At 73.2% G+C, this 16,708-nt stretch carries 12 protein-coding genes and 1 pseudogene; 7 read left to right on the top strand and 6 right to left on the bottom strand.

What is annotated here, in order from left to right; genetic code table 11:
- The first annotated feature begins 19 nt into the window (after window positions 1-19).
- Window positions 20-2,584 (top strand): AMP-binding protein, encoded by a 2,565-nt coding sequence (locus tag RE027_RS07715; RefSeq protein WP_368807666.1) that lies wholly within the window; start codon window positions 20-22, stop codon window positions 2,582-2,584.
- On the opposite strand, the gene RE027_RS07710 is transcribed toward RE027_RS07715, so the two are convergent.
- The 6 genes from RE027_RS07710 to RE027_RS07685 all read right to left on the bottom strand — a co-directional run bounded on the left by RE027_RS07710 (window position 2,565) and on the right by RE027_RS07685 (window position 9,847).
- The gene (locus RE027_RS07710) at window positions 2,565-3,698 is read right to left on the bottom strand and encodes a hypothetical protein (RefSeq protein WP_368807665.1); all 1,134 of its coding nucleotides are present in this window, start codon (window positions 3,696-3,698) and stop codon (window positions 2,565-2,567) included. The genes RE027_RS07715 and RE027_RS07710 overlap by 20 nt on opposite strands.
- Window positions 3,699-3,816: 118 nt before the next feature.
- Window positions 3,817-4,833, bottom strand: a complete 1,017-nt coding sequence (locus RE027_RS07705; RefSeq protein ID WP_368807664.1) for an ABC transporter permease subunit — start codon at window positions 4,831-4,833, stop codon at window positions 3,817-3,819.
- The gene (locus RE027_RS07700; protein ID WP_368807663.1) at window positions 4,830-5,795 is read right to left on the bottom strand and encodes an ABC transporter ATP-binding protein; all 966 of its coding nucleotides are present in this window, start codon (window positions 5,793-5,795) and stop codon (window positions 4,830-4,832) included. The genes RE027_RS07705 and RE027_RS07700 overlap by 4 nt, the downstream gene beginning before the upstream one ends.
- A 142-nt stretch (window positions 5,796-5,937) precedes the next feature.
- Window positions 5,938-7,164 carry a glycosyltransferase 87 family protein gene (locus RE027_RS07695; RefSeq protein WP_368807662.1) on the bottom strand — a complete coding sequence of 409 codons (1,227 nt, stop codon included), beginning with the start codon at window positions 7,162-7,164 and terminating at the stop codon, window positions 5,938-5,940.
- Window positions 7,161-8,438, bottom strand: a complete 1,278-nt coding sequence (locus RE027_RS07690; RefSeq protein ID WP_368807661.1) for a glycosyltransferase family 87 protein — start codon at window positions 8,436-8,438, stop codon at window positions 7,161-7,163. The genes RE027_RS07695 and RE027_RS07690 overlap by 4 nt, the downstream gene beginning before the upstream one ends.
- Window positions 8,435-9,847: a CCA tRNA nucleotidyltransferase gene (locus tag RE027_RS07685; protein ID WP_368807660.1), complete on the bottom strand. Its 1,413-nt coding sequence runs from the start codon at window positions 9,845-9,847 to the stop codon at window positions 8,435-8,437. The genes RE027_RS07690 and RE027_RS07685 overlap by 4 nt, the downstream gene beginning before the upstream one ends.
- 121 nt (window positions 9,848-9,968) lie before the next feature.
- Here RE027_RS07685 and RE027_RS07680 point away from each other — a divergent pair, with 121 nt between their 5' ends.
- The 6 genes and pseudogenes from RE027_RS07680 to RE027_RS07655 all read left to right on the top strand — a co-directional run bounded on the left by RE027_RS07680 (window position 9,969) and on the right by RE027_RS07655 (window position 16,684).
- Window positions 9,969-10,469, top strand: coding sequence for an NUDIX hydrolase (locus RE027_RS07680; RefSeq protein ID WP_368807659.1), 501 nt, complete (start codon window positions 9,969-9,971; stop codon window positions 10,467-10,469).
- Window positions 10,470-10,488: 19 nt separating this feature from the next.
- A complete protein-coding gene (gene murJ, locus RE027_RS07675) occupies window positions 10,489-12,168 on the top strand; it encodes a murein biosynthesis integral membrane protein MurJ (RefSeq protein ID WP_438612424.1) in 1,680 nt (559 codons plus the stop codon).
- A 124-nt stretch (window positions 12,169-12,292) separates the two neighbouring features.
- On the top strand, window positions 12,293-13,726 hold the full coding sequence (locus RE027_RS07670) for a hypothetical protein (RefSeq protein WP_368807657.1): 1,434 nt from the start codon (window positions 12,293-12,295) through the stop codon (window positions 13,724-13,726).
- Window positions 13,727-13,858: 132 nt separating this feature from the next.
- Window positions 13,859-14,890 (top strand): thioredoxin-disulfide reductase, encoded by a 1,032-nt coding sequence (gene trxB / locus RE027_RS07665; protein WP_368807656.1) that lies wholly within the window; start codon window positions 13,859-13,861, stop codon window positions 14,888-14,890.
- A 130-nt stretch (window positions 14,891-15,020) separates the two neighbouring features.
- Window positions 15,021-15,362: pseudogene (trxA, locus tag RE027_RS07660) on the top strand (thioredoxin); the annotation flags it as partial.
- A 155-nt stretch (window positions 15,363-15,517) separates the two neighbouring features.
- Window positions 15,518-16,684: a peptidoglycan-binding protein gene (locus RE027_RS07655; RefSeq protein WP_368807655.1), complete on the top strand. Its 1,167-nt coding sequence runs from the start codon at window positions 15,518-15,520 to the stop codon at window positions 16,682-16,684.
- The last annotated feature ends 24 nt before the right edge of the window (window positions 16,685-16,708 follow it).

Here is a 16,708-nt window from a genome sequence, read left to right as displayed (position 1 = left end):
TTTCTTCTATGGTGGCGCAGTGACCACGCAACCCCACCTGGCCCGCTCGTCCTTCGCCGCCGGTCTCGCCCGCCACGGGGAGCGCCCCGCCGTCCTCACCGACCGCGGGGTGCTGAGCTACCGGGAACTGTCCGAGCGCGTCGACGACGTCGCCGCCCGCCTGGGCCCGCAGCGCCGGCTCGCGGTCCTGGCGGCGGCCAACGACGTCGACTCCCTCGTCGGCTATCTCGCGGCCCTCACGGCGGGCCACCCCGTGCTGCTGGTCCCGGCGGACAAGCCGGGCGTGCTGGACTCCCTCGTGGCCGCCTACGACCCCGACGTCGTGCTCCGGTCCGGCGACGGCACCCCCGTCGTGGAGGAACGGCGCCCCGGCACGCGCCACGAGCTGCACCCCGACCTGGCGCTGCTGCTCAGCACCTCCGGATCGACCGGCTCCCCGAAGCTCGTCCGGCTCTCGCACGAGAACCTCACGGCCAACGCCGAGGCGATCGCCCAGTACCTGGGCATCGGACCCGACGACCGCGCCGCGACGACGCTACCGATGTCCTACTGCTACGGGCTGTCGGTGATCAACAGCCACCTGCTGCGCGGAGCGGGGCTGGTGCTGACGGACCTGTCGGTGGTGGACCCCTGCTTCTGGGAGCTGTTCCGCGAGCGCCGGGCGACGTCCTTCGCGGCCGTGCCCTACACCTTCGAGCTGCTGGAGCGCGTGGGCTTCGCCGAGATGGACCTGCCCCGGCTGCGCTACGTCACCCAGGCCGGCGGGCGGCTCGCCCCCGAGAAGGTGCGCCACTGGGCCCGGCTCGGCCAGCGCCGCGGCTGGGACCTGTTCGTCATGTACGGGGCCACGGAGGCCACCGCCCGCATGGCCTACCTGCCTCCCGACCTGGCGGCCGAGCACCCCGGGTGCATCGGCGTCCCCGTGCCCGGCGGGACCTTCCGCATCGACCCGGTCGAGGGCCTCGACGACGGCGAGCTGGTCTACACCGGCCCGAACGTCATGCTGGGCTACGCCGAGCACCCGGCCGACCTCGCCGCCGGGCGCTCGGTCGAGGAGCTGCGCACGGGCGACCTCGCGCGCCGGCACCCCGGCGGGCTGTACGAGGTCGTGGGCCGGCGCAGCCGCTTCGTGAAGATCGTGGGCCTGCGCGTGGACCTGGGGCAGGTCGAGCGGGTCCTCGCCGACCTCGGCGTGACGGCGGCGGCCGCGGGCTCGGACGAGGGCCTCGTCGTCGCCGTCGAGGGCCCGCAGGAGCCGGACCTGCTGGCCAAGGTGCTCGCCCGGGACGTGGGGCTGCCCCGCACCGCCCTCGAGGTGCACCCCGTGGCGCAGCTGCCGCGGCTGGCCACCGGCAAGGTGGACTACCCGGCCGTCGCCGCGCTCGCCGCGCCCCGGGCCGCTCCCCTCCCGGCCCGCGGGAACGCGGCGGAGGGACCGCAGGACGTCAAGCGGATCTTCGCGGAGGTGCTGGAGCGCCCCGACGTGGGCGACGACGACACGTTCGTCTCCCTCGACGGCGACTCGCTGTCCTACGTGGCGGCCTCGGTCCGGCTCGAGCAGGCCCTCGGGCACCTGCCGCCGGACTGGCACGTCACGCCCGTCCGGGACCTGGCGCCCCGGCCCGCCCGGACGCGGCGGCGTCTCGTGTCGTTCCTGGAGACCAGCATCGTCCTGCGGGCGGTCGCGATCGTGTGCATCGTGTGCACGCACGTCGAGCTGTTCACCTTCCAGACCGCCCACCTGCTCTTCGCGGTGGCCGGCTACAACTTCGCGCGGTTCCAGCTCAGCGGTGAGCGCCTCCCCCGCCTGCGGCGCCAGCTGCGCAGCCTGGGGCGCATCGTGGTGCCCTCCGTGGCCTTCATCGCGGTGGCGTACCTGCTCACCGACGACTACACCCTCGCCAACGTGGTGCTGCTCAACGGCATCGTGGGCCCGCAGGAGCTCACGAGCCAGTGGCACTTCTGGTTCGTCGAGATGCTCGTCTACGTCCTCGTCGCCGTCACGGCCCTCATGGCGCTGCCCTGGGCCGACCGCGCCGAACGACGCTTCCCCCTGGCCTTCCCCCTGGCGCTGCTGGCCGTGGGACTGCTCAGCCGCTACGACCTCGTGGACCCCGGCCTGCCCAAGCCGGCCCCGGTGTTCTGGATCTTCGCCCTGGGCTGGGCCGCCGCCCGCTCGCGGACGACCCTGCAGCGGTGCCTGGTCTCCGCCCTCGCGCTGCTGAGCGTCCCGGGCTACTTCGACAGCGCGCTGCGGGAGGTCACGCTCGCCGCCGGGATCCTGCTGCTCCTGTGGGTGCCGGCCCTGCCCGTTCCCGCGGGACTGCGCCGCCTGACGGGCCGGCTGGCCGCGGCGTCCCTGTACATCTACCTGACGCACTGGCTGGTCTATCCCGTCCTGGTGCCGGTGAGCCCGGTCCTGGCCGTGGTCGCCTCCCTCGTCGCCGGCGTGGCCTACTGGGCCCTGGCCGCCCGGGTGCTGGGCGCCGTGGGACGGGCGCGGGCACCCGGGGACACGACGGGGACAGCCGGGGCGACGACGGGGTCACCGGCCGCCGTCGCGGCTACTCCGGGCCCACGCTGATCTCCGCGCCCTGCCCGGTGGAGCGCACGGTGGCGACGACGGGGAACTCGATGCGCTCCGCGACCGGTCTGCCGTTCTCCAGGTAGCTCAGCCGCGCCACCGCCGGGCGGTACGGGTCGGCGACCCAGCGCAGGGGGTCCTCCGGTGAGCCGACCAGCACCAGGGCGGGCCGGGAGACCAGCTGCCAGCGGACGTCGGTGATCTCCGCGTCCGTCTCCGCGGCCGGGTCGGGAATTCCCGCGTCGAGGTCCGGGGAGTCCTCCTCCGGCGTGTGGCGCCGGGACCCGGGACATCCCTCCGGGGCCAGCTCCTCGGCCGCCATGCAGTTGCGCAGCCACTGCTCGATCCGCTCGTCGGTCTCCTGCCACATCCGCGGCGAGGGCTCGATGTCCAGGTCCACGGTCACCGGTCGCGGGTCGCGGAGCGCGAGCGTGACCGGTGGCAGGGGCTCGGGCACCCGGTAGTAGGAGTTGCCCGGCAGCCCGATCGCGTAGTCCCCGGGCAGCGCCTCGAAGCGCCATGCGCCGCCCGGTCCCGAAGGGTCCGGCACGCGCTCGTCCGGGTCGAGACGGATGCTCTCCCCGTTGACGGAGAGCTCGTCCAGGGGCGCCGGCAGCCGGATCGACAGGGGCGCGGCGTCCGGGGAGTCCAGCTCCCACTGGTCGTTGAAGGGGCCGCTGCGCTCCACCTGGTGCACGCGGTAGGTGTGGACCTCCTGACGGACCCGCTCGCCGCTGTCGGGGTCGTCCCACCACACGCGCACCCGGACCGCGGCGCGGTCGCCCTGGACGTCCACGTCCAGCACCTCGTGGCCGCTGATCCGCCCGGCCGCGTTGCGGTAGATCCGGTTGGCGAAGATGTTGAGGGTGGGATCCGCGACGACGGCGTCCGCCCGGGACAGCAGCTGCCGCGAGCTCCCGGCCTCGAGCCCGCCGAGCCAGGTCTGCACGGGGTCCTGGGGCGCCCGGTCCACGAAGAACCAGTTGAACGCCGAGCTCAGCCCGGTCACCAGGACCACGACCGCCGTCAGCCAGAACAGCAGCGCCCGGCGCAGCCCGGGGGTGCCTTCGGCGCTGCGGAGCTCGTCGAGTTCCCGCTTCCGTGGCACCGCCACCGCAGCCCCCCGTCCGACGTCGGCTCCTCCGGCGCGCGGGCGCCGGAGCCGGCAGGCCGTGCGCCGGCCCACCAGCTCACATCGTAGAGGGGACGCCCGGGCGGGAGCCGGAAGAGCCCTACAGCGCGCGTTTCCTGGTGACGAGGATTCCCGCGAGGACGAACAGCACGCCCCACGCGCCGTAGACCAGACCGGACTGGACGTGGTCGAGGACGGCGTCCGACGACTGGTACATCGAGGTGAGCTGGGTCCCGGCCGACGCCGGTGAGTAGGGCCGCACGTCCTCGAGCCACTCGAAGGACAGCGCGAACAGGACGATCTCCAGGACCAGCAGCAGCACGACGAGGACCACGATCCCCCAGGTGGTCGACCGCAGCAGGGCGCCGAGCCCGAAGCCCAGCCACGCGGTGATCATGTAGAAGACGCCCACCGCGAGGACGTTGAGCAGCACGGCCTCCTGCCCGACGTCGTAGCCGAGGTCCGCGCCGGCCAGGACCGGCTGCACCAGCAGGTGGCACAGGAACGCGCTGACGACCCCGAACAGGAACGCGACCACGGAGAGCACCACCACCTTGGCGAGCATCACCGGGGTGCGCCGCGGCACCGCCGTCATGGTGGTCTGGATGGAGCGGGTGGCGTACTCGGAGCCGATGAACAGCACGGCGAGCGCGCCCAGGAGCAGCATGACCAGCTGCAGGCCGCTGTTGGCACTGGTCATCGCCAGGTACTCGCTGAAGCCCATGCCGTCGGGCAGGGACAGGCCCGAGCCCTCCGCCATCTGCTGCTCGGACTGGGCCACGAACTCGTCCCGCTGCTGCTGGACCTCCTCCTCGGTGAGCCCGAGCTCCTCCGGGGAGCGGCCGTCCAGCGTGGCGTCGACCTGCTCCTGGGCGCTCTGCTCGTTGAAGTCCTGCATGGAGGTGGTGCTCCAGGCGCCCAGCGCGGCGAAGCCGAGGGAGAGCAGCAGCGCGACGGCCAGCAGGATCCAGTGGGAGCGCAGCGTGCGGAACTTGATCCACTCCGAGCGCAGGACGCCGCCGAAGCCCAGCCGGGCGTTCGACGCGGGGTGCGCGGGCCCGGCGGGGCGGGGGTCGGCGGCCTCCGGGCGGGGCGCGGTCGAGGTGCTGGTGCTCATGCTCGGTCTCCGGTTCGTGCGTCGGCGCCCGCCCAGGGCGCCCGGGTGGTCGGGACGGGAGCGCCGCCGGAGCGGTACTCGACCTCGTCCTGCGTCATGGCCATGTAGACGTCCTCGAGGGTCTCGGTCTGCGGGGTGAGCTCGTAGAGCAGCACCCCGGCGGACAGCGCGGCCTCGGCGATGCGCCGCGGCTCGGGTCCTGTGACCAGGACCCCGTCGTCGTCGAACTCCGTGATCTCGGCCTGCTCCGCGCGCAGGGCGCGGCGCAGGGCCTCCCGGTCGGTGGTGCGCACCCGGGTGCGGGTGCGCCCTCCGGCGAGGACCTGCTGGATGGGCGCGTCGGCGAGGATCCGGCCCCGGCCGATCACCACGAGGTGGTCGGCGGTCTGTGCCATCTCCGACATCAGGTGGGAGGAGAGGAAGACCGTGCGGCCCTCGGAGGCGAGGTACTTGGCCAGGTGCCGCACCCACACCACGCCCTCGGGGTCGAGACCGTTGACGGGCTCGTCGAGGACCACGGTGTGCGGGTCGCCGATCAGCGCGGCGGCGATGCCGAGGCGCTGGCCCATGCCCAGGGAGAACCCGCCCACGCGCTTGTCGGCCACGCCGCCGAGCCCGGTGAGCTCCACGACCTCCTGCACGCGGGAGCGCGGGATGCCGTGGGTCGCGGCGAGCGCACTGAGGTGCGCCCGGGCGGTGCGCCGGGGGTGGACCGCCTTCGCGTCGAGCAGCACGCCGACCTCCGCGAGCGGGGCACGGTGCTGGGCGTACGGCTTGCCGTTGACGCGGGCGTGCCCGCTCGTGGCGGACTCCAGGCCCACGAGCAGGCGCATGGTGGTCGACTTGCCGGCGCCGTTGGGCCCCAGGAACCCGGTGACCCTGCCCGGACGGACCGTGAAGCTGACGTCGTCCACCGCCGCCTTGCCACCGTAGGTCTTCGTCAGGTTCTCGATCTCGATCACCGGCGCTCCTCCCGAGCACTCGTGGGGTCCGTTCCTCCCCAACGTACGGGAGCGAGGGTGCCGCCCGGCACCCTCGGGAGGATGAGACCGGGTGCGTGTCGTGCGTCCCCGGCTCCCCCTCCCGGCGGAGGAGGCGGGCGGCTCACTCCGGCCCGGAGGCTCCGGCCCGGATCGCCGTGCGGCCGCGGAGGACGTCGACGGCCACCGCGACCACGAACCAGACCAGGAACAGCACCCGCACGGCGGCGAGCAGGTCCTGGGCGTCCCAGCGGGCCGAGCCCGCCCATGGCAGGACGGGCCACGCCTGCTCCGGCAGCACCAGCGTGGTCCACCAGAGCACCTCGACGAGCTGCCAGGCGGCGAACTCGAGCCAGTGGCCCCGGCCGAGCACCACCAGCGGCGCGAGCCACAGCGCGTGGACCGGGGAGTAGCTCGGGCCGAGCAGCACGAGCACCGCCAGCAGGAGGAACGCGATCTGGACGACGTCGGGCTCCCGGCGGGTGAGCATCGTGAGCACGAGCACCGCGGCGCAGCCCAGCAGGAGGGCCAGGAGCACGTGCTGCCCGGCCTCGGCCGCACCCGGGACCGTGCCCGCGCGGGCCCAGACGCCCCACAGGGACGACCCCTCCACCGGGCGCTCGCCCGCCCCGCGGAACCGGTCGAGCTCCCGCTCCCACGCCGCGACGACGAACGGGCCGTTGACCAGCAGCCACGCGACCACCGTGCCGGCCAGGACCACCGCGGCGTCCCGGAACTGCCGGTGCCGGACGGCGAGGAGGAGCACGGCGAGCAGGACCACCAGGGGGAACAGCGCCACGGACGCCCCCAGGCCGAGGAGCACCCCGGCCGGGCCGGGACGGCCGCGCTCGTGGCACAGCAGCGCCAGCACCATGAACAGCACCGCCCACAGGTCCCACGTGGTGAAGCCGACCAGGGCCGTCACCGGGGCGAGCGCCAGGACGACGGCGTCGGCCCGGCCGCGGACGGACAGCCCGGAGACCACGACCACCGTGGCCAGCCAGACGAGGGCCAGCAGCACGACGGACAGCCGCACGAATCCGCCCCCGTCCAGGTCCGCGCCGAACAGCGCGGAGAGCCGGGCGGCGAGCCAGCCGACCACCGTGCTGATCATCCCGACCAGCGCGGGCTGGTCGCCGCCGGGACCTCCCGTGAAGAACCCGCTCATCGTCCCGGACGTGGCCGCCGGGCCCACCTCGGTGGCGCACAGTGCGGGGACCTGCTCCGCCACCGCCCCGCCGGGCACGCGGCAGGGCAGCCGCAGCAGATGGGCCACCACGGCCGTGTACAGGACCAGGCCGGCGAGCTGGAGCCCGTGGCCACCGCCGAGGCGGCCGCGCAGCCGGTTCATCCGCTCCCCCGCCGTCCGCGCAGCACGTCCGCCGTGACGCGGACCACCAGGTAGCCCACCGCCAGCGTGTGCAGGGCCACGGCGGTCAGGTACAGGTCCTCGGCGCGCGCCAGGCCGTCCGTGCCCCCCGTCAGGTGCCCCAGCCAGTTGAAGACCGCCACCCAGTGCAGGACCTCGACCAGCTGCCAGACCACGAACTCCGCGACGCGCGGCCGGGCCAGGACGACCAGGGGGACCAGCCAGATCACGAACTGGGGGGAGTAGACCTTGTTGGACAGCACGAAGGCCGCCAGCACGAGGAACGCCAGCTGCTCCAGCCGGGGCTCCTCCCGCGCCACGAGGCCCAGGACCAGGACCAGCAGGCACGCGAGGGCGAAGCCCGCGAGGGCCAGCGCGTTGATCCCCTCGGCCGACAGCAGCGGGATGCCCAGCCGCGGCACCGCGACCTCGTTCCACCAGTGCCACACCGAGGAGAAGCCCGCGCCGCGGTCCTGGCTGAACTGCCAGAACCAGCCCCACTGCACCGGGTCCAGCAGCGCGAAGGGCAGGTTGGCGAGCAGCCAGGCCCCCGCCGTGCCGGCCGCCGCCCGCAGGGCGGGTCCGGCCTCCCGGCGCCGGAGGGCGAGGACGACGACCGCCCCGAGCAGCAGGAACGGGAAGAGCTTGAACGCGGTGCCGACCCCGAGCAGGACCCCGCCGAGCAGCCACCGGTCCCGACGGAAGGCGAGCAGGGCCAGCACCGTGCACAGCACGGGCCACAGGTCCCAGTTGATGAGCCCGGTGACCACCACGGCCGGGGCCAGCGCCACGAGGACCGCGTGTCCCGGGTGCGCCACCATCCGGCCGACCACGAGCACCACGCCCACCCAGACGGCGGCGAGGAGCGCGGCGTTGAGGTCGAAATAGATGCCTTGACCGGCATGGAGAGTGGCACGGGGGTCGAGGGCGTGGGCCAGAACCCCGGTGGCGCTCGCGACGACCGTCTGCAGCACCGGGTACTCCAGCAGCGCGGAGGGATCCAGGTACGGGAACCGGCCCTCCGCCATGCCTCGCGAGGCATACAGGGTCGGCAGGTCCGAGTAGCAGAGGTGCCGGAACGTGTCCGGCGCCTCCCAGGACGCCAGGCGGCACGGGAGCTTGGTGAGGTAGGCCAGCAGGGCGGCGTAGAGGGCGAAGCCGGCCAGCGCCCACGGCCCGATCCGCAGGACGGGGGTCCGCCCCCGCTCCGGCGCGGCGCCGAGGAGTTCCGGGCCGGGCCCCGCCCGGGTGCTCACTGGGTGTCCGCGGCCCAGGCCCGCAGCCGGCGCTCGGCCTCCTCTGCGCCCAGCTCGCCCTCGTCCAGCCGCAGGTCCAGCAGGAACTTGTAGGCCCGCCCGACCACGGGCCCCGGCGGGACGCCGAGCACGGCCATGATCTGCTGGCCGTCCAGCTCGGGCCGCACCGCGTCGAGCTCCTCGCGGGCGGAGAGCTCGGCGATCCGCTGCTCCAGGTCGTCGTAGGCGGCGGCCAGCCGGGCCACCTTGCGCTTGTTCCGGGAGGTCACGTCCGCCCGCGTGAGCCGGTGCAGCCGCTCGAGGCACTCCCCCGCGTCCCGGACGTAGCGGCGCACGGCGGAGTCGGTCCACCCGGCGTCCCCGTAGCCGTAGAACCGCATGTGCAGCTCCACGAGCCGGCTCACGGTCCGGATCGTGTCGTTGTCGAAGCGCAGCGCCCGCATCCGCTTGGCGGTGAGCTTGGCGCCCACCACCTCGTGGTGGCGGAAGCTCACGGCGCCGCTGTCCTCGAAGCGGCGGGTCGCGGGCTTGCCGACGTCGTGCATCAGGGCGGCGAAGCGCAGGGCGAAGTCGGGCCCCGGCACGGGGCCGTCCGGGCCGGACTCCCGGGCCGCCGCCTGCTCCAGCACGGTCAGGGAGTGCTGGTAGACGTCCTTGTGCCGGTGGTGCTCGTCCGTCTCGAGCTGCAGGGCGGGCACCTCGGGCAGCACGATCGCGGCGATGCCCGTGCTCACGAGGATGTCGACGCCCTGCCGGGGCCGGCGGCCGCAGATCAGCTTGACGAGCTCGTCCCGGACCCGCTCGGCCGAGATGATCGCGATCCGCCCCGCCATGTCGGTCATGGCGGCGCGCACCTCCGGGGCGACCTCGACGTCGAGCTGGGACGCGAAGCGGGCGGCGCGCATCATGCGCAGGGGGTCGTCGGAGAACGAGTCCTCCGGGGTGCCGGGGGTGCGCAGCTCCCCCGCGTGCAGGTCCTTGATCCCGCCGTGCGGGTCCACCAGCTCCAGGCCGGGCAGCCGCAGCGCCATCGCGTTGATCGTGAAGTCGCGGCGGAACAGGTCGTCCTCGAGGGAGTCCCCGAAGGCCACCTGCGGCTTGCGCGAACCGGCGTCGTAGGCCTCGGCGCGGTAGGTGGTCACCTCGAGCTGGGCGTCACCACGGCGCATCCCGATGGTGCCGAAGTCCCGGCCGATCTCCCACACCGCGTCCGCCCAGCCCTTGACCACCGCGAGGGTCTGGTCGGGCGTCGCGTCGGTCGTGAAGTCCAGGTCCAGGGCCGGGCGGCCGAGGAAGAGGTCGCGGACGGGACCGCCCACGAGCGAGAGCTCGTGACCGGCGTCGGCGAACCGCCGCCCCAGGTCGAGGGCGGCGGGATGGATCGCGTCGGTGTCGGGGAGCTGCGTCATGGTGCCGCCCATTGTTCCAGACGCGGGGCCGCGGACCGGGCCGCGCAGGCCCTGCGGAGCCGTCCGCGACCCCTCCCGCTGCTCGGGCATGAGCCCGCAGGATTGTGGCAAGGTAGAAGACATGGCTTTCCCCGTCCCCAGCGCACCGAAGAAGCGGCCCACCGCACCGGCCGCCGCGCTGCCCACGGTCGAGGAAGTCTCCGCCGGGGGGATCGTCGTCGACCTCGGCACGCCCTCCCACCCGGTGGCCATCATCGCCCGGATCAACCGGGGCGGCCGGCTCGAGTGGTGCCTGCCCAAGGGGCACCCCGAGAACGAGGAGACCAACGAGCAAGCCGCGATCCGCGAGATCGAGGAGGAGACCGGCATCGCCGGGGAGGTGCTGAGCCCGCTGGGCAGCATCGACTACTGGTTCACGGTCTCCGGGCACCGCGTGCACAAGACGGTGCACCACTTCCTGCTGCGCGCCACGGGCGGGCACCTCACCACGGACAACGACCCCGACCACGAGGCCGTGGACGTCGCGTGGGTGGACATCGACGACCTCGGCCGGAAGCTGTCCTTCCCCAACGAGCGGCGCATCGCCGACATCGCCCGTGAATACATCATCCACCAGCTCTGAGACCACGCGCCCCGGCGGGGTGAACGGCCCGGCCCCCGCCCCGGCGCGGCGCTCGGGAGCGGCCTCCAGCGCCATCATGGCCTCGGGCACGCTCGTCTCCCGCGCCCTGGGCTTCGCCAAGGTCGTCCTCATCACGGTGGCCGTCGGCTCCATCACCACGGTCGCGGACGTCTTCGAGCTCGCCAACACCCTGCCGAACCTGATCTACGTGCTGGTCGCCGGCGGCATCTTCAACGCCGTCCTCGTCCCCCAGATCATCAAGGCCTCCAAGGCCAGCGACGACGGCGGGGCGGACTACATCTCCCGCCTGGTGACCCTCGCCGTGCTCGCGCTGCTGGGCGTCACGGCGGTCGTGGTGCTGCTCGCGGGGCCGATCGTACGGATCATGGGCACGGGCTGGACCGACGCGCAGATCTCCCTGGGAGTGACGTTCGCGCTGTTCACGTTCCCCCAGATCTTCTTCTACGGCCTCTACACCGTGGTGGGCCAGGTGCTCAACGCCCGCGGCGCCTTCGGCTGGTACATGTGGGCCCCGGTGGTCAACAACGTGGTGGCCATCGCGGCCCTGCTCGTGTTCATCCAGCAGTTCGGGGCGTACGCCGAGGCGCCGCACACCCTCGAGAACTGGTCCCCCGCCAAGACGTTCTGGCTGGCGGCCATGGCCACGGCGGGGGTGGTGACCCAGGCCCTCGTGCTGTTCTGGCCCCTGCGCCGGCTGGGGCTGCGCCTGCGCCCGAAACTCGGCTGGCGCGGCATCGGGCTCTCCACCGCGGCCCGGCTCGCCGGCTGGACCCTGGCCACCGGGATCATCGCCAACCTGGCGTTCCTGGCCCTGACCAAGGTGGCGGCCATCCCCACGGGGGACCGCGCGGACTACCTGGCGCTGGACCCGCCCCAGCAGATCGCGGGCGTGACCGCCCTCAACCACGCCTCGATGCTCTACTCCCTGCCGCACGGGGTGATCGGGCTGTCCATCGCCACGGTCCTGTTCAACCGGATGGCGGCGGCCTCGGCCGACGGGGACCGGGACGGCATGGTCGCGTCCCTGTCCTCGAGCCTGCGGATCACCGCCGTGGCGACGGTCTTCGCCACGGTCGCGCTGATCGTCTACGCCGGTCCGCTCGGCATGGTCTTCAGCGGAGGCGTCCCCTCCGCGGGGGCCGTGGTCGGCCAGGTCGTCGTGGTGATCGCGATCGGGGCGCCCTTCATGTCGAGCTCCTTCATGCTCGGCCGGGCCTTCTACGCCCAGGAGGACGCCCGCACGCCGTTCCTCGTGCAGATCGGCGTGGCCCTCTTCACCGTCACCTGTGCGCTGCTGATCGCCTCCCTGTTCCCGTCGGACCTCATCGTCTTCGCGGTCGCCGGGTGCTACGCGGCGCAGAACGTGCTCAGCACGCTGCTCTACCACCTGGTGCTGGTCCGCCGGATCGGGGACTACGGCCTCGCCCGCATCCTGGACTCCCACGCCCGCATCCTGGCGGCGTCCCTGCTCGCCGGCGCGGTCGGCGCCGTGGTGCTGTTCCTGCTCGACGGCTACGACCCCCGGGGCTTCCCCTGGACCAACCAGCTGACCGCGCTCGCGACCCTCGCCGTCGGCGGCACCGCCATGGGCGTGGCCTACCTCGGCGCCCTGAGGCTCTGCCGGGTCCAGGAGCTCGACGGCTTCGTGCGGCCCCTTCTCGCCCGGCTCGGCCGCTGAGCGGGTCGCCGGGCGACCGCTGCGGACCCCGGGACCGGTAAAGTGCTGTGTGGCCGGTGAGACCCGGCCGCCCCCACCCGCGAATTCCCGACCCCCGCGAATTCCCGACCCCCAGGGAGCCAACGTGCCCGCACCGATGAAGCTCGGTTCCGTCCTCGGCGGCCGCTACCAGGTGGTCTCCGACGTGCTGGCCACCGCAGAGGGCGACCACGTGCTCGAGGGCCAGGACCAGATCCTGGGCCGCCGCGTCTCGATCCTGCTGCCCGCCGAGCAGCACACGTCCCTGCTGGTCGAGAACGCCCGCTCGATGGCCAACGGCAGCATCGGCGCCCCCTTCCAGATCCTCGACCTCGGGCAGGCGGAGACCCACACCTACCTGGTCACCTCGCACACCCCGGCCGCCGACATGCTGGACTCCCTGCTCGTGGAGCCGGACGAGATCGAGGACGAGTCCCTCAGCGACGACATCTTCGGCGCCCCCCGCGGCAACGGCTCCAGCTCGTACGTCTACGACGAGCCGGACCCCACCATGCCGACGCCCGTGGTCGCCACCGAGCCCTCGGACGACCTCGGGGGCGCGGCCCCCGAGGCCAAGGTCACCCGGTGGAAGGACGACGACTCCTACGACGACGCCGCGCCCGCGCCCTCCGTGCGCACGCGCCTCGGCCGGCCCATGCGGGTCAGCGCCACCTCGACCCGTTCGACCCTCTTCGACCGGGCGGCCGCGAGCGGCACCGCCGCTGCGGCGGCCCGCACCGCCGGGACGGACATCGACCCCGGCTACGACGGCGACAACCGCTACGACAGCTACGAGGACGAACGCCAGGACACGCCCTACCGGGAGCCGGAGACCGCCGCCGCCCCGGCACCGCGCGGCCGGGACGCCGATCCGGCCACCCAGAGGGGCGGCGGGGGCCTCCTGCTGCTCGTGCTGGTGCTGCTGGCCCTGCTGATCGGGGCCGTGGTGTTCAGCTTCGACCGTCTGGGCGGGCTCTTCAGCGGGTTGGGCGCCCCGGAGCCGGCCGCGAGCGCCCCCGCCGCCGAGGAGGAGGGCCAGGCGCAGGCGCAGCCGAACGCCGAACCGGCAGTCCCGGACGCCGAGCCGCAGGCCGCCGGCGTCACCCGTCTCGTGCCGGGCGACCCGAACTTCATGGCGGACCAGGATGCCCAGCTGGGCCAGGTCGTCGACGGCAACCCCTCCACCTACTGGATCAGCTACGGCTTCTCCGACCAGAACTTCGGCAACCAGACGCCCAGCGTGGGCCTCGCGGTCGAGCTCGAGGAGGCCGCACCGGTGGAGTCGCTGCGTCTCAGCCAGTCCGCCGGGTCCGGTGGCATGTTCGACGTCTACGTCAACGACGCCCCGAGCCTGGACGGCGCCCAGCAGGTGGCCTCAGGCTCCTTCACCGGACCGGAGATCACCGTCCCGCTCGCGGCCGCGGCCCAGGAGGAGGGCCACGAGTACGTGATCGTCAACTGGACCCAGCTGCCCCAGCTCACCAACCCCATCGCCGGGTTCAACTACGGCCTGCGGGTCGGGGAGATCCAGCTCGACTGAGCTCCCCGCTCCCCCGCCGGCCGCGACCGGGGCGCACGGCACCGGAATATCCGCCGCGCGCCCCCCGTTGTGCCAGTGGTCCCTGCGGCCGGACCCGTCCGGCCGCTCCCTGTACGGAAGGTCAGCAGAACAGTGAGCCCCGACTTCGGTCCCGTGATCAACGCCCTGGACCTCGCCCCGCGCAGCGGCGAGCCGACGGCCACCGCGGAGGACGAGACCGTCCACGAGATGATCGTCGTCGGTTCCGGCCCGGCCGGGTACACCGCCGCGATCTACGCCGCGCGCGCCAACCTCCGCCCCATCGTGTTCGCGGGCTCCGTGACCGCCGGTGGCGAGCTCATGAACACCACCGAGGTCGAGAACTACCCCGGCTTCATCGACGGCATCCAGGGCCCGGAGCTGATGTCCAACATGCAGCAGCAGGCGGAGCGCTTCGGCGCCGACATCCGCTACGAGGACGTCACCGCGCTGCAGCTCGAGGGCGAGGTCAAGACCGTGACCCTCGAGGACGGCTCGGTGCACCGCGCCCACTCCGTGGTCATCGCGACCGGCTCCGCGTACCGGGAGCTCGGCCTGCCGGACGAGAAGCGCCTCTCCGGCCACGGCGTGAGCTGGTGCGCCACCTGCGACGGCTTCTTCTTCAAGGAGCAGCACATCGCCGTCGTCGGGGGTGGCGACTCCGCCCTCGAGGAGGCCACCTTCCTCTCCCGCTTCGCCTCCAAGGTCACCATCATCCACCGCCGCGGAAGCTTCCGCGCCTCCGAGATCATGCGGCAGCGGGCCTTCGACGACCCGAAGATCGAGGTGCTGTGGAACGCGGAGGTCGTGGGGATCAACGGTGAGGAGAAGGTCCGCTCCGTCACCGTCCGGGACACCCAGTCCCAGGAGACGTCCGAGCTGCCGGTGACCGGGCTGTTCGTGGCGATCGGCTCGGACCCCCGCACCGACCTGGTCAAGGACCAGCTCGAGCTCACCGTGGACGGCACGATCCAGGTGGACGGGCGCAGCTCCACCACCAGCCTGGCCGGGGTCTTCGCCGCCGGCGACGTCGTGGACGCGACCTACCGCCAGGCGATCACCGCCGCCGGCTCCGGGTGCATGGCCGCGGTCGACGCCGAGCACTACCTCGCCGCCCTGCACGACCGCTCGGTGCTCCACGGCTGAGCGGCCCCCGGCCCCGGGCTCGACGGACCGCCCCGAGCGCCCTGGGCCATAATCGAACCAGTTCCGCCCTTCGCACGAGTTCCACCCAGAGCGCCGAGCACGCCGTGAGCGTGCCGGTGCCCGGACAAGGAGAATCATGAGCGCCGCCAAGAACGTCACCGACGCCGACTTCAAGACCGAGGTCCTGGAGTCGGACAAGCCCGTCATCGTCGACTTCTGGGCCGAGTGGTGCGGCCCGTGCCGCATGGTCGGCCCCGTCCTGGACGCGATCGCCGCCGAGCACGCCGAGGCGATCGAGGTCGTCAAGCTCAACGTCGACGAGAACCCCGCCGTGGCCTCGCAGTACGGCATCACCTCCATCCCCGCGATCTACCTCTTCTCGGGCGGCGAGGTCGTCAAGAAGGCCATCGGCGCCAAGCCCAAGAGCGCCCTCGAGAAGGAGTTCGCCGACTACCTGACCCCCGGGAACTGACCGGTCGCACCGACCATCCCCGCCACCTCGCGCTCATCCGTCCTCTCCCCTGCGCGGGAGGGGACGGATGAGCCGTTGGCGGCACCGACGACCACCCGACGACCCGTGGGACACCTGTGAAACTCGACGACACCGAACCGATGCTGCGCCGGACCATGACCAACCGACGCGTGGTGGGCCTGCGGGAGCGTCTGCTCCGCGCCGGCGTCACCGTGGCCTACCTGGCGCCCCAGGACGTGAACAACCCCTCCTACTTCGACGACCACGTCGACGCCGCCGTGCGGGCCTTCCAGCAGGAGCGCGGGCTCATCGTCGACGGCCTGGTCGGGCCCGAGACGGACCGCTGCCTCAACGAGGCCCAGTACGCGCTGGGTGATCGTCCCCTCTACGTGGACGACGACCGTCCGCTGCGCGGTGACGACGTCGCCATGCTTCAGCACAACCTCTCGCGGTTGGGCTTCTACTACGGACACCTCAACGGTGTCTTCACCCGGAGCACCCACCACGCCGTGCTGGAGCTCCAGCAGAGCCTGGGCGTGGAGACCACGGGCGTGGTGGACCGCGAGACCATCGCGGCTCTCGCCCGGATCAACAAGAGCATCACCTCCTCGAAGGCCTTCTCGCTGCGCGACTACCACCGCCTCGAGCGAGCCACCTCCGCCCTGCGCGGCCGCTCCGTGGTGCTCCTGCCCTCCCGGGCCGCAGGCCAGCAGCCGCCGGCGTCCGCCACCTCGGATTTCGTCGAGCGCGCGGACGAGATCACCACCGACGTGGCCGTGCGGGCCGTCGAGCTGCTGCGGGAGATCGGCGCGGACCCGGCCGTCGTCTCGCCGGACCACGAGCTGCGGGACCGTCGCGGGGTGCCGGTGCACCGTGTGGCCTCCGTGCGGGACGCCACCGAGGGACGGGCCGACTCCGTCGTCGTCTCCCTGCACTGCGACGGCAACAGCTCCCCCGCCGCATCGGGCCTCGCCTCCTACTACTGGGGCCGCCAGGACGGCTCGGAGGTGTACTCCCCCATCGGCGAGCGGGCCGCGGCACTCGTGCTCAAGGAGATGGTGGCCCGCACCGGCGCCCTGGACCTGGGCACCCACGCCCGGCAGTGGGACCTGCTGCGCTCCCACGACGTCCCCACCGTCTGGCTGGACCTGGGCTACCTCTCCGGACCGGCGGACCGGGCGGCCCTGGCCGACCCCGAGCACCGCGACCACCTCGCGGAGGCCATCGTGTTCGGGCTCCAGCGGATGTTCCTGCTGGCTGAGGACGACGTCCCCACGGGAACCATGCGGCTCGACGACGTCGCGGAGTTCAACGGCCGCTGAGACGGCCGCCGCCCAGCACGGAGC

The sequence above is a fragment of the Kocuria sabuli genome, from assembly GCF_040981185.1.
Lineage (GTDB): Bacteria > Actinomycetota > Actinomycetes > Actinomycetales > Micrococcaceae > Kocuria > Kocuria sabuli.
Note: the sequence above shows the minus strand (reverse complement) of the source record. Positions and strands in the feature narration are given on the sequence as shown.

What these genes read in the sequence shown, in the direction of transcription:
- RE027_RS07705 (WP_368807664.1), bottom strand. Translation starts at nt 4,833, where the DNA reads ATGAGCACCAGCACCTCGACCGCGCCCCGCCCGGAGGCCGCCGACCCC.
- RE027_RS07695 (WP_368807662.1), bottom strand. Translation starts at nt 7,164, where the DNA reads ATGAACCGGCTGCGCGGCCGCCTCGGCGGTGGCCACGGGCTCCAGCTC.
- RE027_RS07685 (WP_368807660.1), bottom strand. Translation starts at nt 9,847, where the DNA reads ATGACGCAGCTCCCCGACACCGACGCGATCCATCCCGCCGCCCTCGAC.
- RE027_RS07680 (WP_368807659.1), top strand. Translation starts at nt 9,969, where the DNA reads ATGGCTTTCCCCGTCCCCAGCGCACCGAAGAAGCGGCCCACCGCACCG.
- RE027_RS07655 (WP_368807655.1), top strand. Translation starts at nt 15,518, where the DNA reads ATGACCAACCGACGCGTGGTGGGCCTGCGGGAGCGTCTGCTCCGCGCC.